The sequence below is a fragment of the Streptomyces sp. NPDC034049 genome (assembly GCF_055575575.1).
The window spans coordinates 162,396-185,709 of sequence record NZ_JBVISJ010000001.1 but is presented as its reverse complement, the minus strand read 5'-3'; the positions used below and the strand labels follow the sequence as shown (position 1 = coordinate 185,709).

At 70.9% G+C, this 23,314-nt stretch carries 17 protein-coding genes; 12 read left to right on the top strand and 5 right to left on the bottom strand.

Annotation, left to right across the window (positions count from 1 at the left end; all coding sequences use genetic code 11):
• Positions 1-29: 29 nt before the first annotated feature.
• Positions 30-863, bottom strand: a complete 834-nt coding sequence (locus ACZ52C_RS00800; RefSeq protein WP_469072749.1) for a DUF3152 domain-containing protein — start codon at positions 861-863, stop codon at positions 30-32.
• Positions 864-1,164: 301 nt separating this feature from the next.
• Here ACZ52C_RS00800 and ACZ52C_RS00795 point away from each other — a divergent pair, with 301 nt between their 5' ends.
• Complete coding sequence (locus ACZ52C_RS00795; RefSeq protein WP_469072748.1) at positions 1,165-2,226, top strand: MerR family transcriptional regulator; 1,062 nt, start codon at positions 1,165-1,167, stop codon at positions 2,224-2,226.
• Here ACZ52C_RS00795 and ACZ52C_RS00790 read toward each other — a convergent pair.
• From ACZ52C_RS00790 to ACZ52C_RS00780, 3 genes are all read right to left on the bottom strand, one after another.
• A complete protein-coding gene (locus ACZ52C_RS00790; RefSeq protein ID WP_469072747.1) occupies positions 2,223-3,323 on the bottom strand; it encodes a nucleotidyl transferase AbiEii/AbiGii toxin family protein in 1,101 nt (366 codons plus the stop codon). The genes ACZ52C_RS00795 and ACZ52C_RS00790 overlap by 4 nt on opposite strands.
• The gene (locus ACZ52C_RS00785) at positions 3,320-4,162 is read right to left on the bottom strand and encodes a hypothetical protein (RefSeq protein WP_469072746.1); all 843 of its coding nucleotides are present in this window, start codon (positions 4,160-4,162) and stop codon (positions 3,320-3,322) included. The genes ACZ52C_RS00790 and ACZ52C_RS00785 overlap by 4 nt, the downstream gene beginning before the upstream one ends.
• 97 nt (positions 4,163-4,259) lie before the next feature.
• Entirely contained in the window at positions 4,260-4,970 is a 711-nt protein-coding gene (locus ACZ52C_RS00780; RefSeq protein ID WP_469072745.1) for a FadR/GntR family transcriptional regulator, read from the bottom strand.
• 235 nt (positions 4,971-5,205) lie between these two features.
• Here ACZ52C_RS00780 and ACZ52C_RS00775 point away from each other — a divergent pair, with 235 nt between their 5' ends.
• From ACZ52C_RS00775 to ACZ52C_RS00735, 9 genes are all read left to right on the top strand, one after another.
• A complete protein-coding gene (locus ACZ52C_RS00775) occupies positions 5,206-6,531 on the top strand; it encodes an SLC13 family permease (RefSeq protein WP_469072744.1) in 1,326 nt (441 codons plus the stop codon).
• 136 nt (positions 6,532-6,667) lie between these two features.
• The gene (locus ACZ52C_RS00770; protein ID WP_469072743.1) at positions 6,668-8,209 is read left to right on the top strand and encodes an acyl-CoA synthetase; all 1,542 of its coding nucleotides are present in this window, start codon (positions 6,668-6,670) and stop codon (positions 8,207-8,209) included.
• Positions 8,206-9,612, top strand: a complete 1,407-nt coding sequence (locus ACZ52C_RS00765) for a carboxyl transferase domain-containing protein (protein WP_469072742.1) — start codon at positions 8,206-8,208, stop codon at positions 9,610-9,612. The genes ACZ52C_RS00770 and ACZ52C_RS00765 overlap by 4 nt, the downstream gene beginning before the upstream one ends.
• Positions 9,613-9,685: 73 nt before the next feature.
• Positions 9,686-10,039: a CU044_2847 family protein gene (locus ACZ52C_RS00760; RefSeq protein WP_469072741.1), complete on the top strand. Its 354-nt coding sequence runs from the start codon at positions 9,686-9,688 to the stop codon at positions 10,037-10,039.
• A complete protein-coding gene (locus tag ACZ52C_RS00755) occupies positions 10,036-11,769 on the top strand; it encodes a VMAP-C domain-containing protein (RefSeq protein WP_469072740.1) in 1,734 nt (577 codons plus the stop codon). Before ACZ52C_RS00760 ends, ACZ52C_RS00755 begins: the two co-directional genes overlap by 4 nt.
• A 28-nt stretch (positions 11,770-11,797) precedes the next feature.
• Entirely contained in the window at positions 11,798-12,820 is a 1,023-nt protein-coding gene (locus ACZ52C_RS00750) for an AAA family ATPase (RefSeq protein ID WP_469072739.1), read from the top strand.
• Between the two features lie 35 nt (positions 12,821-12,855).
• Positions 12,856-16,404 carry an SAV_2336 N-terminal domain-related protein gene (locus ACZ52C_RS00745; RefSeq protein ID WP_469072738.1) on the top strand — a complete coding sequence of 1,183 codons (3,549 nt, stop codon included), beginning with the start codon at positions 12,856-12,858 and terminating at the stop codon, positions 16,402-16,404.
• A gap of 182 nt (positions 16,405-16,586) precedes the next feature.
• Positions 16,587-17,624, top strand: a complete 1,038-nt coding sequence (locus ACZ52C_RS00740; RefSeq protein ID WP_215457781.1) for a rod shape-determining protein — start codon at positions 16,587-16,589, stop codon at positions 17,622-17,624.
• A 248-nt stretch (positions 17,625-17,872) separates the two neighbouring features.
• Positions 17,873-18,364 carry a hypothetical protein gene (locus ACZ52C_RS00735; RefSeq protein ID WP_469072737.1) on the top strand — a complete coding sequence of 164 codons (492 nt, stop codon included), beginning with the start codon at positions 17,873-17,875 and terminating at the stop codon, positions 18,362-18,364.
• A 31-nt stretch (positions 18,365-18,395) separates the two neighbouring features.
• Here the strand turns inward: ACZ52C_RS00735 and ACZ52C_RS00730 are convergent, their stop codons facing one another.
• On the bottom strand, positions 18,396-19,310 hold the full coding sequence (locus ACZ52C_RS00730) for a DUF4231 domain-containing protein (protein ID WP_319099744.1): 915 nt from the start codon (positions 19,308-19,310) through the stop codon (positions 18,396-18,398).
• Positions 19,311-20,225: 915 nt separating this feature from the next.
• Between ACZ52C_RS00730 and fxsBH the strand changes: the two genes are divergently transcribed.
• Entirely contained in the window at positions 20,226-22,448 is a 2,223-nt protein-coding gene (gene fxsBH / locus ACZ52C_RS00725; RefSeq protein WP_469072736.1) for a radical SAM/SPASM protein FxsBH, inactivated beta-hydroxylase extension form, read from the top strand.
• Positions 22,441-23,262, top strand: coding sequence for an AAC(3) family N-acetyltransferase (locus ACZ52C_RS00720; protein WP_469072735.1), 822 nt, complete (start codon positions 22,441-22,443; stop codon positions 23,260-23,262). The genes fxsBH and ACZ52C_RS00720 overlap by 8 nt, the downstream gene beginning before the upstream one ends.
• Positions 23,263-23,314: the final 52 nt, after the last annotated feature.

Genomic DNA, 23,314 nt, shown 5'->3' with positions numbered 1-23,314 from the left:
CAGCCGGGTCGTCGTGGGCCCGTGCCGGCTCACGGCACCGAGGGCCCCGTGAGGAAGCGGCCGTCGCTGTCGTACGGCCAGACGTTGGGGAGGCAGCCCTTCATGCCCTTGATCTGCTGCATCATCGCCGGGGCGGGCTTGCCCTCGCCGGGGCAGGTGACGTGGCCCTGGCCGAGGAAGTGACCGACCTCGTGGTTGATGATCAGGGCGCGGTAGGCCTTGACGTCCTCGGCGTAGACGGGGGTCGCCAGCTCCCAGCGTTCGAGGTTGACCATGACGTCGTCGCCGGCCTGGCAGTTGAACTCGCCGCGGGTGTTCAGCCCGACCCGGCGGCAGAACGCGTCGACCGTACCGGGCGTCGCCACCTTGACGACGAAGTCGGTGGGGCCGCTGGAGACCCGCTGGAACGCCGATGCGCCGTCGGTGGTCCAGCCGCGCGGGTCGGCGAGTACGGCCTCCACCTCGTCGGCGACCTCGGCGGCCGACAGCGACAGTCCCTTCTCGACGTCGACCCGGTAGCGCAGGGGCGTGCCCTTCCCCACCTTGGGGCTGCCGCCGGAGGCCGTGGTGAAGGTGCCGGGCCCGGTCCTGGGGATGGTGACGGGCGAGCTGCCGGGCGAGGGGGAGCCTAAGTCGCTCGACGACGAGCTGGGCGAGGAGGAGGGGCCACCGGACGCACCCGTGTCGGAGTCGGAGTCGGTGTCGGTGCCGGTGTCGGCGCTCCGGCTGGGAGAGGGGGAACGCCGGGACCGCTCGGGCGAGGCCTCGGCGGACGTGCCGGCCCCGGCCTCCCGGGCCGACTCGCCCGTGCCGCCGCCCACCCACCCCACCGCGGCCAACCCGGCGACCCCGACGACCGCCACCGCCCCGAGGCCGCTCCACAGAGGCACTCTCGCGCGCGGCTCACGGACCTTCCGCCGACGGCCGGTGCTGGTGCCGGCGCCGGTTCCGGTGCGAGTGCCGGTACGAGAACGTGTTGCTTTGTGCGCGCTCATGTTCCTTCAGAGTGTGATCAGTATGTGATCGGATGTGGCCGAGTCAGTCACGAAAAGATAACGGATGATCGACTCGGCTCCGCACCACCGCTTGACCTTCACCTTCGGTGAAGCCCCAGCATCGAGAGCGGAACGAGGAACGCCAGGACCACAAGAGCCAGGGGGAGCCATGGACATGCTGACGATCGGGGCCTTCGCCAAGGCGTGCCGGCTGTCACCGAAGGCCCTGCGGCTCTACGACGAGCTGGAGCTGCTGCGGCCCGCCCGCGTCGACCCCGACACCGGCTACCGCTACTACGCCGCCGAGCAGTTGGAGCGGGCCCGGCTGGTGGCCTGGCTCCGCCGGCTCGGGATGCCGCTGGCCCGCATCCGTACGGTGTGCGCGCTGGAGCCGGGCCCGGCGGCCCGGGAGATCCGGGCGTACTGGGCCGGGGTGGAGGCCGAGACGGCGACCCGACGCGACCTGGCGGCCTTCCTCGTGGACCACCTCACCCACCCGTCCGAGGAGGACACCGCGATGCTCGAACTCCGTTATGCCGCCCTCTCCGACACCGGCCTCGTCCGCGCCGCCAACCAGGACACCGCCTACGCCGGCACCCGCGTCCTCGCCGTCGCCGACGGCTTCGGCCCCGCCGGTGCCCCCGCGAGCACGGCCGCCGTGGAGGCGCTGAAGACGCTGGACCGCGAGACCCTCCCGGCCGGCAGTGTGCTGAACCTGCTGGAGGACGCGGTGCGGGGCGCGAGCGACGCCGTGCGGGACGTCCCGGGGACCGGGGACGACGGCACGACCCTGACGGCGATGCTCTGGACCGGCTCGCAGCTCGCCCTCGTCCACATCGGCGACTCCCGCGCGTATCTGCTGCGCGACGGCGAACTGTTCCGGATCACCCATGACCACACCGTCGTCCAGTCGATGATCGACGAGGGCCGGCTGACGCCGGAGGAGGCCACCGCCCACCCCCAACCCGCCCTGCTCCTCAAGGCGTTGACCAACAGCGGGGCCACCGCCACGCCCGACCTGCGCCTCCACGACGCCCACCCCGGCGACCGCTACCTCCTGTGCTCCGACGGCCTCTCGTCGGTCGTCCCCGACCCGGCCGTCCGGCGCACCCTGTCCTCGGCCCCCGACCCCGAGACCGCCGTACGCGCCCTCGTCACCGAGGCGAACGAGGCGGGCGGCCCGGACAACGTGAGCTGCGTGGTGGCGGACGTGGTGGGCGGGGAGGGCTAGGAGGCGCCGCCCACCTGTCCTCCGCCGTTCCGCCGCGCCGCCGGCGGCCCCGGCACCCGTTCCAGCGCCCGGCCCAGGCGCTCCACCCACTCCTCGGCCGTGCCCCGCACCCGGGGATGGGCGGTGCGGAAGTCCGCCCAGTCCTCGGCGTCGAGGACGAGCGTGTCCACGCGCAGGGCGTCCTCGGGGGCCGGGGCGCCGTCGAGGGGCGGGGTGTCGGCGGGGGCCGGGGCGTCGGCGCCGGGCGCACGGCGGAAGACCTTCTGGAGCAGGCGCGGGGAGAGCCGGGTGACCTCGGCCTCGGCGAGGAGGACGGCGTCGTAGAGGTCCTTGGCCCGGGCGCGGCCCTCGGAGGCGCAGTCGGTGTGCAGCCACAGGAGCTTCCAGGCGAGCGACAGCGCGGGGCCCGGAGTGCGCACGACGGTCCGGCCGGTGCCGTCGGCGCGGGGTATCGCCGTCCACACGGGAAGCTCCGGGAGCCGCTCGTCCCGGGCGAAGTCCAGCCGCGCCTCACCGGGCGGCAGACCCTCCGCCGCCCAGGGGATGGTGAGACGGACGCCGGGAGTCTCGTACTCCACATAGGTCCAGATGCCGTCGGGCCGGGCGCCGTCCACGTCGAGCACCACGCCCGGCGCGGCGACCGGCCGCTCCCGCACCAGGTCGAGCAGCGCCAGATGCGGCGGGCGCTCCTCGGGCTCCGCCTCGAAGACCCAGTGCAGCCCGTCGGGCGGAACCATCGGCCGCAGGCCCCCGGTGTCGAACTCCTCGAACTTCCAGATCTCGTACCGCTCGGCCCCGTCGGCCGCCTCCGGCCACTGCTGTACGGACTCCAGCGCGTCCACGTACGGGTAGGGGTGCGCGGGGTCCACCGGGACCAGCAGGGGCTGGGGCACGATCCAGTCGAGGTCGGCGGGCTCGCGCGCCGCGGCCCCCACCCACGCCGACATGACCATGCTGCCGCGCAGCACCAGGTCCTCCCCCAAGGGCGAGTACTCGGCGACGAGACGGAGCAGGTGGTCGAGCACGGCCCGGTGCGCGGCCCGCCACCGCTCGTCGTCCGGTGACCGGGCCCCGTCGCCCGCCCGGGAGCCGGTCACCGGGCGCCCGCCGGCTCATCGGCACGCACATCCGTCCGCCGGTCACCGCGCGGGGCGGTGCGGAGGTCCGTCCGCTCCCTTATCCATCCGGCGTCCAGCTGCGGGCGGTCGTCGTGGACGACGAACTCCTCCTCCACCTCCACCGCCTTGAACCCCGCCGTCGCGAGCGCGTCGAGGAGGGCGTCGAGACGGCGGCGGGCCTCGGGCCGGCCGACGTCGCGGCAGCGCTGGGTGACGAAACGCTCGTGCCCGCGGGCGGGCCGACCGTCCGGCCCGTCTCCCCCGGCGGCGCCCCGCTGTCCGCCCGCTCGGCCCGTGGCGCCCAGCACGCGGCGGGCGTTGCGCGACACATGGGCCTCATGGCGCTCGGCGAGGGCGCGGACCGTCGCCACCTCGGTGTCGTCGGCGAGGGCGAGCTTCACATGGTGCTCGAAGTAGCAGCCGGGAGGGAGGGCGCGGGCCTCGGCGGCCGTCCGGGGCACGTCCTCGTTCCACGGTGTGGCCTCGATCTTCACCCGGGCCACCACGAACCCCTCGGCGCCCAGCCGTTCGACCCACGCGGACGCGGCCGCGCGCTGCGCCGACAGGGCCCCCCGGCCACGGACCGTCAGCATCGGCTGGTCGGGCACCGCTCCCCGGTCGAGCACGATCCGGGTGTACTTGACCCGGTGACGCTCCGCCCAGTGCCGTATCCGGCTCTCGTCACCGGCCACGGATCCGGCCGCCACCGTCAGATGGGTCTCGAACTCCCCCGCGAACTCCCGCACCGCCGCCCCGCATTCCCCCGTGCTCGCCCGCCGGCTCTCCGCCGACGACCGTCCTCCGCCGCTTCTGTGCACCCGTCGGCACCTGCCGACTCGCCGGGGGCCGACTGTACTGACCACCACTGACAACGGCGGGCGGGAGCGGGCTCAGGAGGGTGGGGCGGGAGCGGGCTCAGGAGGGTGAGTCGCCCGGGTCCCAGTCCAGCAGGCGGACCTTCGCGACCGTGCGGACATGGCGGCGCATCGCGGTGGCCGCCTGCTTGGGCTGCCGGGCGGCGATGGCGTCGAGGATCGCCTGGTGCTGGGCGAGCGAACGGTCGGGGCGGCCGGGCTGACGCAGCGACTCGGTGCGGCTCTCGGCGATCTGGTCGGCGATGGAACGCATGAACTCGGCGAGCAGACTGCTGTGCGCGGCGGCCGTGACCGCCGCGTGGAACAGCCGGTCGCCCTCGATGCCGTGCCCGTCGCGCTCGATCTCGCCGGCCATGTGCGTGAGGGCGTCCCGCATCGCGGTCAGGTCGTCCTCGGTGCGGCGCTCGGCGGCCAGTTCGGCGAGCTTCGTCTCCAGCGCCTCGCGGGCCTCCAGCACATCGGGCAGCCGACGACGCCGTTCGACCATCCTCTCGACCGGCTCGACGTCCAGGCTGTCCCGCACGAGGTACGTGCCGCCCCCGTGCCGGGCCTCCACCAGGCCCTGGACCTCCAGCACCACGATGGCCTGCTTGACCGAGGCCCGGCTCACCCCCAGCCGCTGGGCCAGGTCCCGCTCGGGCGGCAGCCGGTCGCCGGCCCTCAGACCGCCCTCGGCGACGTACTGCCGCAGCCGGTCGAGGACCTGCTCGTAGAGCCGCTGCTTGGCCATGGGGCGCAGGGCGTCGCTCACGATTCCCCCTCGTGCTGCTCGTGCTGCTCGTGCTGCTCGTGCTGCTCGCAGTGCGTGTGCCGTCGGTCCGGCGTCGCTCGTCGGGAGCGTAACACCGGGTGGAGCCAGTGGAGCGGTGGCCGAGTGGCTGAACCAATTGACGCGCACCCCCTTGACGTCACCCTCGTACGCCCCCACGCTGACCAACCGTAAGTGGTTCAGCCACTCGGCCACTTGCCCGACGACGGGAGCCCGTATGTCCCCCGAACTGATCTCGATCCTCGTCCTCGCCGTGGTGTTCGTCATCGCCACGACCCGTTCCGTGAACATGGGTGCGCTGGCCTTCGCCGCCGCCTTCGGAGTGGGCGAACTCGTCGCCGACCTCGACGCGGACGGCATCTTCGCCGGCTTCCCCGGTGACCTCTTCGTCGTCCTCGTCGGCGTCACCTATCTCTTCGCGATAGCCCGTGCCAACGGCACGACCGACTGGCTGGTCCACGCCTCGATCCGGCTCGTACGGGGGCGGGTGGCGCTGATCCCGTGGGTGATGTTCTTCCTCACCGCCGCGCTGACGGCGATCGGCGCGGTCAGTCCGGCGGCGGTCGCGATCGTCGCCCCCATCGCCCTCAGCTTCGCCTCGCGCTACGGCATCAGCCCCCTGCTGATGGGCGCGATGGTCGTCCACGGCGCGCAGGGCGGCGGCTTCTCCCCCATCAGCATCTACGGGACGATCGTCAACGGGATCGTCGAGCGCGAGCACCTGCCCGGCAACGAGCTGTTCCTCTTCCTGACGTCCCTGATCGCCAACCTGGTGATCGCGGGGGTGGTGTTCGTCCTCTTCGGCGGCCTGAAGCTGACCTCGGCCCCTGTCTCCGCCACGGCCCCTGCCACTGCCACTGCCACAGCCACCGCCTCTACGCCTCCCTCCGCCTCTGTCTCCGAGCCCGAGCCCGACCCGGACCCGGACCCGGACCCCGACACCCCACTCACCCCCGCCGTTGCGGCCACCCTCGCCTCCCTCGCGGCCCTGGTCGTGGCGGTCCTCGCCTTCGACCTGGACGCGGGCCTCACCGCCGTCACCCTCGCCGCCCTCCTCAGCGCCCTCTGGCCGGACGACAGCCGCAAGGCGGTGACCCAGATCGCCTGGTCCACGGTCCTCCTCATCTGCGGCGTCCTCACCTACGTGGGCGTACTCGACGAGATGGGCACCATCACCTGGGCCGGCGAGGGCGTCGGCGGCATCGGCATCCCCCTCCTCGCCGCCGTGCTCCTCTGCTACATCGGGGCCGTCGTCTCGGCGTTCGCCTCCTCCGTCGGCATCATGGGTGCCCTGATCCCCCTGGCCGTACCGTTCCTGGCCCAGGGCGAGATCGGCGCGGTCGGCATGGTCGCGGCACTCGCCGTCTCCGCGACGGTCGTGGACGTCAGCCCCTTCTCCACCAACGGCGCACTGGTCCTGGCCGCCGCGCCGGACGTGGACCGCGAGCGTTTCTTCCGACAGCTGATGATCTACGGAGGGATCGTGGTGGCCGTGGTGCCCGCCGTGGTGTGGCTGGTGCTGGTGGTCCCGGGATTCGGGTAACCCCACCGGGGGAGCCCGCACCCCGGACGCCGACGACCGATCACCACCACCGACGACCCAGGCCCCCCGCCCGACGACCGACGACCGACGACCGACGACCGACGACCGACGACCGACACCAAGGAGATACGGCACCGTGTCCTCTCTCTTCCCGGCCCTCACCGGCGAAGCCCGAATCCCCGACCGCCCCGCCCTGCGCTTCGGCGACCGGTCCCTGACCTACGCGGAACTCGCGGCCGTGACCGACGCGCTCGCCACCCGGATCCGCGACGCGGGCCGCGTGGCCGTCTGGGCGACACCGACGCTGGAGACGGCGGTGGGCGTCGTGGCCGCGCTACGCGCCGGCGTCCCCGCCGTACCGCTCAACCCGAAGTCGGGTCAGAGCGAGCTGGGCCACATCCTGAAGGACAGCGCCCCCGCGCTGGTCCTCACCGCTCCCGATGCCGAACTCCCGTCCCCGCTAGCCGAGTTGAGGCGCGTGGACATCGACGTACAGGACCGCTCGACGTCACACGGTTCGACGACACACGGTTCGACGTCGCACAACTCGACGTCCCACGGCTCGACCTCGCACCCGCCGCTCACGGACGACCCGACAGCCGAACCGGCCCCCACGGCCCCTGCCCTCGTCGTCTACACCTCCGGAACGACCGGCCCGCCCAAGGGCGCCGTCATCCCCCGCCGCGCCATCGCGACCACTCTGGACGCGCTGGCCGACGCCTGGCAGTGGACCGCCGACGACGTCCTGGTCCACGCCCTGCCGCTCTTCCATGTGCACGGACTGATCCTGGGCATCCTCGGCCCGTTGCGGCGCGGCGGCGCGGTCCGCCACCTCGGCAGGTTCGACACGACCGCGGTGGCCCGGGAGCTGTCGGCCGGCGCGACGATGCTGTTCGGCGTCCCGACGATGTACCACCGCATCGCGGAGACCCTGCCAGGCGACCCGGAACTGGCGAAGGCACTCGGCGGCGCCCGCCTGCTCGTCTCCGGCTCCGCCGCGCTGCCGGTGCACGACCACGAGCGGATCGCGGCGGCGACGGGCCGCCGGGTGATCGAGCGGTACGGCATGACGGAGACGCTCATGAACACCAGCGTCCGCGCCGACGGCGAACCCCGCGCCGGCACGGTCGGAGTCCCCCTGCCCGGAGTGGAGTTGAGGCTCGTCGAGGACGACGGCACCCCCCTCACCGCGGACGACGGCGAGTCGGTCGGCGAGATCCAGGTGCGCGGCCCGAACCTCTTCACCGAGTACCTCAACCGCCCCGACGCCACCGCCGCCGCGTTCACCGCCGACGGCTGGTTCCGCACCGGCGACATGGCCGTCCGCGACCCCGACGGCTATGTACACATCGTCGGCCGCAAGGCCACCGACCTCATCAAGAGCGGCGGATACAAGATCGGCGCGGGTGAGATCGAGAACGCGCTCCTGGAGCACCCGGGCGTACGGGAGGCGGCCGTCACCGGCGCGCCGGACCCCGACCTCGGCGAACGCGTGGTCGCCTGGATCGTGCCGCAGAACCCCGAATCCCCGCCCCCGGCAGGGGAGTTGGCGTCCCATGTCGCCACTCTCCTCTCCCCCCACAAGCGCCCCCGGACCGTCCACTACCTCGCCGCCCTCCCCCGCAACGACATGGGCAAGATCATGAAGCGGGCACTGACGACGGACGCGCCCGAATGACCGACCGCCGCTTCTCGGCCCGCGAGGCCCTGGCCCTCCTGACGGACGACTTCACCGAACTCCCCACGCCTCAAGGGGAGTACGCCCCCGACGGCCCCCTCGCCTGGCAGGACTACGACACCGCACGCGCCCGCGCGACGGCCCGCACCGGGGAGGAGGAGTCGGTGGTGTGGGGCCGCGCGCTGATCGGCGACCGGACGCAGCCGGAGGCAGGGGCCGAAGCGACCGGCACCCCCGTCCGCACCGGCACGGCGGCCGTGCTCATCTCCTTCGAGTTCGGCTTCCTCGGCGGCTCGCTCGGTGAACGCACCGGTGACCGGCTGGAGGCCGCGTACACCTACGCGCGTGAGCACCGCCTCCCGGTGGTCTCGCTGATCGCGACGGGTGGCAGCCGCATGCAGGAGGGCATGCGCGCGCTGACCCAACTCCAGCGCGTGGCACGGGAGTCGGCGCTGACGAGCGAGGCCGGGCTGCCGCAGATCGCGGTGCTCCGCGATCCGACGACGGGCGGCGGCTGGGCTGCCCTCGGCGCCGGCGCCGACATCGTCCTGGCCCTGCCCGACGCCCAGATCGGCTTCGCCGGCTCCCGGGTCCGCCCACCGGACGCGGACCCGGCGGCGTACACGGCGGACTCCCAGGTCACGGCGGGCTCCGTGGACGCGGTGGTCCACCCGGACGACCTGCGCGACACGCTGTCCCTGTGGCTGACCCTCCTGACCAGCCCGTCCAAGGACCCCGCACCCCCACCCCACGCGCTCCGCGGCCCCCACCCCCACGGAACCCCGCTGCCCACCACCGGCTGGGAAGCCGTGCAACGTGCCCGCTCCCCCCACCGCCCCCGGGCCGAGGCCTACCTGGACGCCTACTTCACCCGCCGCGCACCGCTCAGCGGTGACCGGGCCGGCGGTACCGACCCCGGCATGCTCTGCGGCTTCGGCGAACACGAGGGGCGGAGCGTGGCCTACGCGGCCCAGTGCGGCACCGCGACCCGCCCGGCGGGCTACCGCACCGCCACCCGCCTCATCCGCCTCGCCGACCGCCTCGGCATCCCCGTCCTGACCCTGATCGACACCCCCGGCGCCGCGAACGACGCCGAAGCGGAACGCCAGGGCGCGGGCCCCGCCATCGCCGCCCTCTTCACCACCGTCGCGAGCGCCCGCACCCCCGTCACCACCCTCCTCATCGGCGAGGGCGGCTCCGGCGGAGCCCTCGCCCTCGCCTCCCCCACCCACACCTGGGCCACCCCCGACTCCTACTTCTCGGTGATCGCCCCGGAACTGGCGGCGGCGATCCTGAAGCGGCCGGAGACCGAGGTGCGCTCGACCGCCGATCAACTCCGGTTGAGACCACAGGATTTGGTGGAGCTCCGGCTCGTACGGGGCATCACGGATACATACGGGTAGCGGAAACCGGGACAACCCCGAGTACCGTCCGTAACAATGTGCGTCGGTGAGAGTCACGGACAACGGGGGCGTCATGGATGGCTTGGTGGAGTTCGAGACCGAAGACGGCTCCATGATCGTGGTGGAGCCTTCCGAGGATCTGTCCGGTTCACAGCTCGTCGCAGACCACGACGGGGGGACGGTCCGGGCCGCCCGCACGTTCGAGAACGCCCTCGGCCACGTCCGTACCGCCGCCCGGTCGGCGCTCCGGGTCCTGCGGGACGACTCGCTCGCGCCCGATTCCGTAGAACTCGAGTTCGGGGTGAAGCTGAGTGCCGAGGCGGGGGCGGTGATCGCCAAGAGCACGGTCGAAGCCCATCTCGTGGTCCGGCTCACCTGGTCCCCCGCTCACGCATCCGGCGCGCCCGGAACCTCTGTGAACTCATGAGGAGCGGTTCCTGGAACGCAAGGATCGAGTGTGGAGGAAGTACCGGAGCCGGCATCCTGATCAATGCTCGCCATGTTCTTACGTGCGCGCATGTCGTCAAGGACAGCGACCGGCACCAGGTGTGCGTCACCTTCGCTGGTGGTGACGACATGCAGCACGTCGGCCACGTCGTGGCTCGAGGCCCTTGGGACGGCACACCGACCTCGCGCGGTGACGTCGCCGTGCTCGAACTGGGTCGTCCGGCCAACCTGACACCCGCGCGCTTCGCGGCCCCCTCCGACGCGTTCGGAGACCCCCCGCCGAAGCTGCTGGCCCACGGCTTCCCCAGACACAACCGACGGGGGACCCTCACCGAGTACCGCACCACCGCCGACCAGTTGCTCGACAGCGAATGGATTCAGCTGGAGGCCTGGAAGACTTACGGTCAGCCTCTCGCTCCGGGTTTCAGCGGAGCAGCCTTGACCCTTACGGACGGCAGAGTCGTCGGTCTGGTCACGTCGGCCGCGAAGGATCCCGGGATCCGCGACGGAAAGATGCTCCCCGCCCATGTCGTGGCCCGCTACTGGCCCCCTTTGGCCGAGCTGATACCGAATCCCGTATACAGCCCGAGTCAGTTACGGCGGTTACGGAAGCTGATCGAGGAGGCGTCCGATCAAGGCAAACTGCAGTGCAGCCCCGAACGGCTCTACCGCGACGCCGTAGGTATGGGGCCTCCCCCGCCGAACGGCTTGAACTCCCTGTGGGACGCAGCGTGGTACCTCCTGTTCGAGGTGCCCGACCCCCGCGCCATCGCCCGGTTCACGGGACGGCTCGCGATCTTCATCGACGACCTCGGAACCCGCCGGGGATTACGGGCATGGTCCCAAGGAAGCGGATCGGTGGCCCCACCCCGGACGAGGCAGGCTCCTGACTGGTCGCCCATCCTGGTCGAGATAGCGCCGAGCGGCCGCGGCAACAATCATTTCCTTGTCGAGGTGTCCGCATACAACGGCCGGGACCGCCTGGTGGTGGGGTCCAGCCGGCTCCCCGTCGAGGACATCCGCGCCTACGCCCTGGAGCGCATAGACGAGGCCTATCACGTACTGGAACCGGAAGCACGTGAGTTGATCGCCTTCGTGTTGCCACTGCGCTACCTCAACCTGGACATCGCACAGTGGCAGCGCAGCCCCGACGACGACAGCCCGCTCGGCTCCTTCGCACCGCTCGTGGTCATCAGCCTGGAACGGCGACGTAGCTTCGGTCTCCAGCACAAGCTCAGGCAGAAGTGGGCCCAGCTGGACACGCACCCGATGGCACAGTTGCACCGCATCGGCTGCGCGTCCCTGAGACAGAGCCCGAAGAGCCTGACCATCGGCCTGCACCGCAGCACCGACATGGTCGGCTTCGGCACCCCGCCCCGCGCGGAAGGCGTCCGTCAGCTGCTCCGCGCAACCTTGAATGCCCCCGCACCGGCGATCCTCTGGCCGCGGAACAACTGCAGGGGCGGGGCCGCACCACACGACGACTGCCGGGGAACAACCTTTCTGGACCACCTCGACGAGAACCTGGTGGGGCGCCCCCTGCGCGATCTTCCGGCCTACATCCACGAACTGCGCGAGGCTGCCTGCTCGGTCGAGGACGGGTCCGACCCCAGAGCCGTCGAAAGGCATTGGGCGCACGACCTGACGTTGCTGTGGGAGGACCCCCGTTGTCTTCCCGACCCGGACAGTTTCCAGGAACTTCCGGTCTGATTCCCCGAGCCTGCGCGAGGAGACACGTATGTCCCTGTGGCCTGTCTACACGGGTACCGGCGAGCCCCACGACGGCGTCGACCGCCTCCCTTCGCCACCGCCATGGCGCGCCTTCGACGGCGGGCCCGAGCTGGCGACCCCCAGCGAGGACGACGACATCTCGGCCACCTCGCCCGACCGCAGGCACCGGGCCCTCACCTACCGCGCCACCGACCGGGCCGTGCAGCTCGTCAACGCGGCCCTGTATCTACGCCGCCCGCTGCTGGTGACCGGCCCGCCCGGCAGCGGCAAATCCAGCCTTCCGTACGCCGTGGCACATGAACTCCGCCTGGGCCCGGTGCTCCGCTGGAACATCACCAGCCGCACCACGCTCCACGATGGCCTCTACCAGTACGACCCTCTCTCACGGCTCTATGCCGCCGGCCGTACCGGATCGAAGACACGCCCGCAGGACGGCGAACTTCAAGACCATCTCCGGCTGGGGCCCCTGGGGACGGCGCTCCTCCCGTACACCCGGCCCCGTGCCCTGTTGATCGACGAGATCGACAAGAGCGACCTGGACCTGCCCAATGATCTGCTGCACATCCTGGAGGAGGGGGAGTACGAGATACCGGAGCTGGTGCGCGCTGCCCAGCACATCCCCTCGGCCCAGGTGATGGTCGACGGGACTGACGCACGCGTGGCAGTGGCACGAGGACGGGTGCGATGCAGGGCCTTTCCCTTCGTCGTCATGACCAGCAACGGGGAACGGGAGTTTCCGCCCGCGTTCCTGCGGCGGTGCGTACGCCTGGAGCTACCCCAACCGCGGGGCACCCATCTTGAGGAGATCGTGCAGGCACATCTGGGTGAACCAGACGCCTACGCACGGGAGTTGATGGGGCGCTTTCTCGACCGGGGTACGGACGGGGAGCTGGCGACGGACCAGTTGCTGAACGCCATCTATCTGACGGGAGTCTCTGGAATCGAGGCGTCCTCCCGAGACGAGTTGGCCGAACAGCTGATGCCGTACCTGAGCCGCACCCGAGACGCCATGGACGATCTCGGAGGCTGAGTGGCGGAGCGGCGGAGAATGTCGGGAGCGGGGCCATGAACGACAGGGCAGCAGATGGGGCGGGGACGCCGGATGATTCGCTGAACCGTCCGGCTACGGGCGTCGGGCACCTGGCTGAGGTGCTGATCCGGGCGAACAAGGGATCGAGTCAACTTCTGACCTCCATCGAGCTGGCGGAAGTCTTCTGGCTCTCGCGGTACATCCGGCCGGACGGCACCCCCGGGTCGGCCTCAGGCCCTGTTCCCGGCACTGCCGAGAAGCCCGGAACCGCGGGGCCGGACGCGCCTGGGCCGACCGAGTCCAGCTCCGACACGACGACTACGCGTGCACGGCACGCTCCCGCCCCGCCCAGCTCCGTATGGCGCACGACGCCTCGGATTCCCCTCCACCTTCCGGGATCCCCTCCACCGCCCGACGCCGGCACCGGCACGCACACCCCCTTGCTCGCTCCCGCTCCACCGCTGCTGCCCCACCCCCTCACTCTGCAACGCGCGCTGCGCCCCTTGAGGCGCCGGGTTCCCGCGCCGATGGGCCAGGAGTTGGACGAGGTGGCCACCGCCCGCCTCGTCGCCCGACTCGGTGTGCCACCGCGGTGGTGGCCGCCCGTACTCCGGCCAGTGACGGAGCGCTGGTTGTCCTTGCGTCTCGTGTACGACACCGGCCCCACGATGCCGATCTGGCGCCCTCTCGTCGGGGAACTCCACGCCATGCTGGCCCAGTCCGGCATCTTCCGCACAGTGACGCTGAACCGACTGACCGCCGAAGGCACACTGCGCCGCGTCGGTGAGCGGGATTCCTTCGGCGACGGGCGCACGGTCACGCTCCTGATCAGCGACTGCATGGGCCCGCAGTGGCGGAGCGGGACTCCGGGCAACCGCTGGTACCGGACGCTGCGCCGTTGGTGCGCTCGTATGCCGGTCGCGATCGTTCAGCCGCTGCCCGAGCGCCTCTGGCGCACGACGGCCCTGCCCGCCGAGACCGCAAGGATCAGCGCGTCCTGGCCCGCCGCACCCAACTCGTCGTACGGCGTGGAGTCCTACTCTCTGGAGAGCGCTGAGCGTGGCGCGGTCCCCGTTCCGTTCCTGGAGACATCGGCCCCCTGGCTGGGAAACTGGTCCCGGTTGGTCGCCCATGCGGGCCGGTTCCCCGGTTCGGTCGGCCTGCTCGGTGAAGTCCCGCCGCCGTCACCCGTCGACGAGCAGGGCCGCGGGGATGTGAGCCGCCTTTCCCCGGAGGAACTACTGCTTCGGTTCCGTTCACTCGCCTCGCCCGAGGCCTTCCGCCTGGCAGGCCATCTGGCGGTCGGGGAACCCCGTTTACCCGTGATGCGCCTGGTGCAAGCCGCCATCGAACGGGACCCACATCCGCAGCACCTGGCGGAAGTGATTCTCAGCGGCATGTTGACCACGGCCCCTGGCCCTCCGGGGTCGTACGCATTCCGGCCTGGAGTACAGGAGCTGCTCCTGCGCACATTGCCCAGATCAGCCCGATACCTCACCACCGAACTGTTGCTACGCATGGGCGAGTTGATAGACGAACGGGCGGGCGTCGCACCCGGGACGTTCCAGGTCGCGGCTCCCGGCGGCACGGATGTGACCGCGGACGGGGGTCCGATCGCCGTGGTCCGGGAGGAAAGTGTGCACCTGATGGGCGGCCCGGCAACATCCCCCCGGTTGCTGCTGGACACATACCGGCTGACGGCAGAGCTGGCACCCGGCTCGGGTGTGTGGAAGGCAGTGGACGCAGGCCATGGACAGACCGTCGCCGCCTACCGGTACGAGGTCGCCCCGGATGACCGCGGGACCTTCCTTCAGCAGGCGCGAGCGCTCGCCGATGTGCAGCACCCCCATGTGGTCGGCGTCCGCGATTTCGGATTCTGGAACGGCGGCGCATGGCTCGTCACGGACTTCGTGGAAGGCGTGACCCTGGCCGAGCTCACCGGCGAAGGAGGCGTCCGGCTGCCGTACTGGATGCTGACCTCTGTGGCGGCCCAGGTCGCGCGATGCCTCAGTGTCGTACACAGCCGGGACCTGACCCACGGCCGGCTCTCCCCGAACTGTGTCCTGCTCTGTCCCGACGGCACTGTCAAGGTCACCCGGTTCGCGCTGAGACGGGACGGTCGCACCAGCGAGTCGAAGGACCTCAGCGACTTGGGACGCCTGCTGTCCGAGCTACTCGGCGGACCCGTCCACCCCGAACAACACGACCCGGAAGGCACCGGACCGCCCCGAGCCCGCCGCGCCTTCTGGGAGAGGTTCACCGAGGCGGTGGACCACCTCCTCTCCACCGACCTCGACAGACAGCGCCATGGTCGGGAACTCTGCATGTCAGCCAACCACGACAATCAGAGCGTGTCCGCGAACGACCCCTACGGCTACCAGCTCCTGGGCCCGGTGCGGGTCACCCGGGACGGTCGCCCTCTGCCTGTCCTTCCTCCTGAGGAACAGGCCTTGCTGTGCATGCTCCTGCACAAGAGCGGCAGAACCGTGACGCACCTCGACCTGGCGGAAGGCCTGGGGATCGAACGATTCCCGGAGCGCCGGGCCTACCGGGGACTCGCTCGGCACGTCAACCGATTGCGGATCTCCCTGGGCCCGGGAATCCTCGCCACCACCTCCGGCGGCTACGCCCTCTACGCGACCCCGCGCACCGTGGACATGTACCGGTGCGAAGAGCTCGCCGACCGGGCGAGATTCCGCCGGGAGGACGGCGAGACCGCGACGGCACGTGACCTCCTCCAGTACGCCCTGGACCTGTGGCAGGGCGAACCGCTGGAAGGCGTACCGGGCCCCGCCGCAGAGGCGGCCCGCGTCCGCCTGCGCGCGCTCCGGTTCGACCTGTGGGTCACCCGGGCCGAACTCGACCTGGAGAACGGCGACTTCTCACAGGCCGAATCCGATCTGAGCGCGCTCGTACGCTCCCACCCGGCACGGGAGGACTTCCGCCGCCTGCACATGCTCGCCCTGCGCCACCAAGGCCGGGTCGGCGACGCGGTCAGGTCGTACGAGGAGTACGTGGAGCATCTGGAACAGGAGCTGCGTGGGGAACCGAGCGCGGCGCTCGAGACGCTGTACCGGGAACTGCTCGACGCACAGGGCCGCACCTTGATCACTTTGGAGATTTCCCCTCCGCACGAGCATCCGCGCACCCTCGCCGCCCTGGACCACACACTGCCGCGGCTGCTCTCGCTGAGCGGACTGGCTCCGGATCAGTACGAGGTCCTCGGCCGGGAAGACGACTATCTGATCCGGGCCGAGTCCGACGCCTCGGCGGCATCCGTCCTGTCGGCGCTCGATCCGGTCATGCGGCGACTTCCACGGGATCTCGCGGAGCTGTCGGATCCGCCGTCAGTCCGCGTGACGTTCTGGCGTGTCCCCGGTACCGCCCGCCCGGTGCCGCCTTCGGACATACGGGCCGCCCTCGGTCATGTCCCAGGATCCGTCGTCGTGATCCTCTCCCCCCTCCTCCACGAGGAACTCACAGCCGGTGGCGCGCCGGTCGACGCGTCTGTCTTCCGCCCCCTCCACGCGGCGGAACCGGACGACCGACCCGTCGCTTGGTACTGCTCCCTCGCAGCGACATAGCACGTCCCGTCCAGCTTCCTCCGCAACCCTCACCGAACCACCCGTCCAGCCGCACCCCCACCCGGCCCACCCCAACAGGCACCCCGCTCCCGCCCCCCGCACGATGCAAAGGGAACCAGGGAACCGCCGACCGCCGGCGGTCCGTACGGTCCGTGCTCTCGGGAGGATCCGCAATGACCGCGATGACCGCCAGTCTGGAGCAGCTGCGCCGCTGCCACTTCGGCGTCGACCTCGGGGCCGCGCGAACCCGGGTGTATGTGAAGGGCGCGGGTCTGGTCGTCGACCAGCCGAGCGTCGCCGCCGTGAACACCCGGACGGGCGCGTTGATCGCGGTCGGGGAGTTCGCGGAGAAGATGACGGGCCGTACGCCGGACTACATCCGGGTCGTCCGCCCCGTCTCGGGCGGCACGGTGGTCGACATCGAGATGGCCCAGCGCATGCTGCGCCAGCTGCTGGGCGACCGGGTCCGCCGCACACTGCGCCGCAAGCCCGTGCTGCGGGCCGCCGCCTGCACCCCGCACGGCGCGGACCCGCTCGCCCAACGCGCCACGATCGAGACCCTGGTGGGCCTCGGTGCCCGCCGGGTGGAACTGGTGGACACCCTCATCGCGGCGGCGGTCGGCTGCGGCCTGCCGGTGGAGCAGCCCGAGGCCACCATGATCATGGTGTGCGGGGCGGGCGCCACCGAACTCGCCGTCCTCTCGCTCGGCTCGGTCGTCAGCGCGGTACGCATCCCCGTCGGCGGTGAGACCATCGACCACGCGATCGTGCAGCACCTGCGCCTGCGCCACGAGCTGACGCTGCCGAGCCAGTCCGTACGGCCGCTCCAGCTGGCCCTCTCCGGCAACGGCCTCACCCCGCACGGCCCCACCTCCACCGAGATCCACGGCCTGGACGTGGCGACGGGACTGGCCCGTTCCGTGCAGGTGGACACCGCGGCGGTACGGGACGCCATCCAGACCCCCCTCACCGCCGTGGTCGACGGCATCGGCAAGGTGCTCCGCGACTGCCCGCCCGACCTGGTGGCCGACCTCGCCGACCGCGGCATCATGATGGTCGGTGGCAGCGCCCTGCTCCCCGGCTTCGACCAGATGCTGCGCCACGCCACCGGGATGCCGGTCCACATCGCGGAACGGCCCGACGTCTGTGCCGCGCTCGGCGTCGGCGCCATGCTGGACGGCCGGATCGAACCCATCAGCCTGGACCCGGTCGGCGACTGACCGACGCACCCGAGACGGCCCCGGCCCCGAGGCCGCCCCGCCGACACCCCCTACGAACACTTCTCCGAACATGCCCACGAGCGGCAGCATCCGGAGCACACGAGGGCGGTCGGCACCACGACGGTCTCCCGGTGGTCGCCCCCGTGAGCCCGTGACGCCCCACCGAACACCCGTACGCGTCGTTCTCGCCGAAGTGCCCCGCCGCTAGGGTTACTTGGAGGAACACGGCCACGGAGGTGAGCGCTCGGATGCCAGGGCCCGTGACCCGGATCGGTATCACCGGACACCGGGAGATCCCGGAAGCCGCCCTGTCCGCCGTCCGCTCGGGGATCCGGGCGGAGTTGCGCGGCCGCCCCTCCGGCACCCGGGCCCTCAGCAGCCTCGCCGCCGGGGCGGATCAGCTGTTCGCGGAGATCGCCCTGGAGAGCGGTCTGCAACTGACCGCCGTCATCCCCGGCATGGACTACGAGACCCACCTCGGCGACGACGAGGTCCGCGCCGCCTACCGCCGCCTCCTCAAATGCTGCGCCGAACGCGAGCAACTGCCGTACGAACGCACCCACGAGGAGGCGTACTACGCGGCCGGCCGCTACATCGTCGACCACACCGACCGCCTGATCGCCGTCTGGGACGGCGCCCCCGCCCGCGGTCTGGGCGGCACGGCCGACATCGTCGACTACGCACGCCTCACGGGCGTCCCGGTGACGGTCCTGTGGAGCCCGGGCGTACGCCGCGCCTGACCCCCTCGTCCCGTGGGTGCCCCTCCCCGTGTCAGGACCCGAACCGCACCAGCCAGTCCGTGTGCTGCGGCGAGACCAGCCGCTCGGCCTCCGCGACCGCGTCGGCCCACCCGTCCTCCGTGACGGTGGTGGTCATGGTGACGCGCAGGGTGTCCAGATCCTGCTCGACGAGCTTGTGCGCGTACGTCAACGGGCGGTGACGCCGTACCTCCTGCCAGGCGACACCGGCCGCGGCGGCGGCGCTGAGGACACCGGTCGGGTCCCAGCGGCTGCCGATGACCCCCAGGGCCCGGGCCACGGCGGTGACCAGGGCCACCGCGGTCAGGGTGGTGGTGACGCCCGACCAGCGCACGGACGCCTGGTGCGCCTGCCCGGCCTTGCCGCCGTACCAGGCCAGCTGGTTCAGCACCCGGTCACGGAGATAGATGTCGCGCCGCGCCGCGAACGCCTTGGCGCGTACCGCACGCATCCTCGGCGTGATCTGCCCGAGCCCGAGTTCGGTGACGGACTCGCGCGGGTCCTCCCACCCGACCTTGCGCAGTTCGCTGAGCCGTTCCTCCAGCCGTTCGGCGAACATCGCCTCGGGATTGACGAGCCGTGAGGGGAACGGCCCGCCATGGACCATGAACTGCCAGGCCAGCGACTTGACCACCTCGGCCGCCGCCCTGTGCGCCTGCCACTGCGCCCGCGCACGGCGCCGGGACACATAGACGCCGATCCCGATGGTCAGGCCGTACAGCACGGCCGCGACGGCCGAGGGCACCCGGCTCCCGACCCGCTCCGCCAGTGACGCGGTGGCGGTCGCGAGCAGCAGGACGACCAGTTGCAGACGGACGACCTTGAACGATTCACCCTGATGGGTCACCGCCTTCTCATCGCACACCTGGAACAACGGAGACAGATCTCGATCACTCACCGTAGTGCTGGGGCCGGGCGTCGCAGCCATGCAGACCTCATACGGATGCCGGGAAGTCAACGGAACGGTCATGCTCTCGTCAATCTTGAATTCGCGCCAGGCCGCCTGTCCGTGAATCACGGCGACGGACGGACACCCTTTACCGTCGGAGGCGGCGAGCCTCGTCCGCGCATGATAGAACTCGCCCAAACTCCACGAGCCAAGCCGCTCGGACCCTCAGTAAACCTGTGGACGGAGACAGCCATGTCCGCCAAATCCCATCCGCAACAGATACCGAAGCGGCGCGTGGAGAGCGACGACGCCGCGCCCCGACCCGGAGGGCACGCCGTGACCTTCCACATTCCCCCTCTCCCTCGCATCACGGCCGTCACCGCTGCCGGAGGTGGCACAGGCCTCATGATCGCCATCGGCACCGGGTACATTCCGCCGCACGTGGCCTGGCCTCTGGTCACGTTGTCCGTCAGCGCCATGCTGTACGACCTCGGCCGCCGGGCGCTCGGTCGGCACCGCTGACGCGCGGCACAAAGGTGGGCCCGGACACCATGCGATACACATTGCCCACCCCACCGAGGGGCTGAGAAGATGACCGTGCGGCCTTGCGCTTGTCGCACCCTCGTCCTGCACCACCCCTGACTCCAGCGCCGGACCTCTGCGCCGAAGGCGCCAGAACCCTGGCCTCGAACCAAGGTGAAGCAAATAGAGATGATTTCGCCGGACAGGAACACCACACACGGGCCGGCCACCACTGCGTCGACCCCGAGGAGGACAACACGCCTTTCGGCGATGTCCCCTGACGCGATCACAACCAGGAGAACCATCGGGCGAGTTGCCGACGTGCAGGGAGCGGAGGTCAAGCCTCACGCCTCCTTCAATTCGAGTCTCTAGCCTCGCGCGCGCCAAGGCTCCACTCCCACTGCACCACTGCGTAGTCCGGGACTCCGACCGATGAACCACCGCAGCAGTGCAGGGAGACAGGCAGCTAGGAGTGGGGTGCCGGACATGCCGATCCGGGAAGTAGTCCTCAAGGTCCACAGCAGATGCGATCTCGCCTGCGACCACTGCTATGTGTACGAACACGCGGACCAGAGCTGGCGCGGACGGCCGCCCGTCATCTCGGAAGAGACCGTCAGGCAGGTCGCCCGCCGATTGGCCGAGTACATCACCGAGAGCGGCTCGACCTCCGTGGGGGTGATCCTGCATGGCGGTGAACCCCTCCTCGTGGGGCCTGCGCGGCTCCGCCGTATCTGCGCGGAACTGACTCGCGTCCTGGCCCCAGTCGCCGAACTGGACCTGCGCATCCACACCAACGGAATACGCCTGGACCGGGAACACCTGGACGTCCTGGGGGAATTCAAGGTCAAGGTCGGAGTCTCTCTCGACGGCGACCGCGCGGCCAACGACCGCCACAGGCGCGACCGCAAGGGCCGCAGCAGCCACGACCGGGTGTTGCAGGCACTGGAACTTCTCCGTCTCCCTGAATATCGGCACCTCTACCAGGGCCTGCTGTGCACGGTGGATGTGGCCAACGACCCCGTGGCAGTGCACGACGCCCTCACCGCCCTCGCCCCGCCGAGTCTCGACTACCTTCTTCCGCATGCCACCTGGCAGACCCCGCCCCCCGGCAGTGGCGTGACGACCACGCCCTACGCGGATTGGCTGCTGACAGTGTTCGACCGCTGGGAGGAGCAAGGACGGCCGATGCGGGTCCGTGTCTTCTCCTCGGTTCTCAGCACACTGCGCGGCGGCCCTTCCTTGACCGAATCGATGGGCCTTGCTCCGGCGGACCTCGCGGTCATCGAGACCGACGGCACCTTCGAACAAGCCGACTCCCTGAAAACTGCGTTCCACGGTGCTGCCGCGACCGGTTACGACGTCTTCCGCCACGGATTCGCGGAGTTCGCCCGGCACCCCGGTGTGCTCGCCCGCCAGGCCGGCATCGAAGGGATCAGTGAGACCTGCCGGCGATGCCCGGTCGTCAAGTCCTGCGGCGGGGGCCTCTACGCCCACCGATACAGCTCCGAACGGGGATTCGACAACCCGTCCGTCTACTGTGCCGACCTGCGCTCCTTCATCGAAGGGGTCGCGGAACGCATCACGAACCGCACGCTTGCTCCTGCGGTCACCAGCCGAGACGAACTGGCACTGGCTCAAGTCGAGTTGGACCGCACCCTGCTGGCCGAACTGAACCTGGCCCTGAAGGGGTCCCCCGAGTGGGACACCGCCTGGAAGCTCCTGATCAGCCTTGACTCCGACCTGGCGACAACGGAGCATCTGGACACGGTCCTCGCTCATCCCTACCTCAGGCCGTCGTTGCTCCGATCCCGGCACGGACCGGTGGACCTCCCCCACTTCATGGGCGCGGCCGTGGCGGCCGCCGTGCGCGCTCGAGTCGAGGCAACCCTGGCGTGGGACCACACCGGCCTCTCCGTGCATCTGCCGACGCTGGGCACCGTGGGCCTCTCACAGCCCGGCCGGGTCGAGTTCCGTGTGAGCGCCGACGGCTTCGAGGTACTGCGGGGCCCGTCCTCACAGCGGACGTTCCGACAGAACGAGGTCGCCGACGTCGAAGTCGGCGTCCAGTGGCGCCCATTGGCTTCGTTGGCCCTCCCCGGGGGGCCGACGCTCCTGCTCGACGACGCCGACCCCTACCGTGACTGCTATCCGGCCTCCCCCACCCCACCCCTGGACTCGTCCGACGCGGACGCCTTCCTGGAGCGTCTGCGGACGGCATACGCGCTCCTCACCGAACGCGTTCCCGGCTGGCGCGAGGGCATCAACGCTCCGGTCACCACCACCATCACACCGCTCCGCGCCGGCGCGGGCCTCCACCTGGGCAGAGGGGGCCTGAAAGCCCTTGGAGCGGCAGTCGACTTCGATCCCGAGGTCTTCGTCCGTGAACTGCTCCGGCTGGGGCGCCGTGCGAGGCTCGTGGCCCTGCGTCAGGTCACTGAGCTGAACGTGCCGGGCAACCGTGCCGGACAGTTGCTCGATCTCGTCAGCGACGACATGGGCTGGGCCGTACCCTCTTCCTCCCGTGCCGCCGAGGCGCGGCATCGAGCGGGCCTCGCTCTGGAGGAGCTGGCCGCGCTGCCGGCGTCGGACCTCACCGAGACCGGTGCGTACCTGGCTGACGAACTGAGATCGGAGTGGACGGCTCTCCATGACTGACAGCACCCGGCTTCGCCGTACGTTGCAGGAGTTGGGCATCCATCGCAGTGGCATCCTCATGGTGCACGCGTCCCTCAGCGGTACAGGCCTCTCACCCGCCGCGGTGAGTTCCGTTCTGCGCGACGTGCTGGGCCCCGACGGCACACTCGTCGTGCCCGCGTTCACGCCGGAGAACTCGGACACGTCGCCCGCCTACCGCAATCTGACCAGGGGCATGACCGAACAGGAGAGAGCCGAGTTCCACAGGTCCATGCAACCCTTCGAGGAGGGTGCCACTCCCTGCCCCACGATGGGGGCGCTGGCAGAGCACGTACGGACGACGCCCGGCGCTGTGCGAAGCGCCCATCCGCAGACGTCCTTCGCCGCGATCGGCCCCAGAGCCGCGGAACTCCTCGACGACCACGACCCCCACTGCCATCTCGGAGAACGCTCCCCGTTGGCTCGCCTCTACGCCGCCGACGCCCAGGTGCTCCTCCTCCGGATCGGCTTCGCGGCCTGCACCGCGTTCCATCTCGCCGAATATCGGATGATTCCACCGCCACCCCTCCGCACCTATCGCTGCGTGGTCGGGCGAAAGGGCAACTGGATCTCCTACGAGGACGCCGTGCTCGACGACAGCGATTTCGCCGAGCTCGGCGCACGACTACCGCGGGGGCTGTTCTCGGAGGCGGAATTCGCCGGAAGGGAGGTGCGGCTCTTCCGAATGCGAGACACTGTGGACGCCGTCCGAGTCGAGATGTCGGGATATCGACAGAGCATGCGATCTCACGAACGCCCCGTCGGCGGAAGCGGGACCGATCCGTCACCCGCGTGAGCCGGACGGCGCGGACCATCCACGTACATACCAGGTCATCAGCAACAGGGGG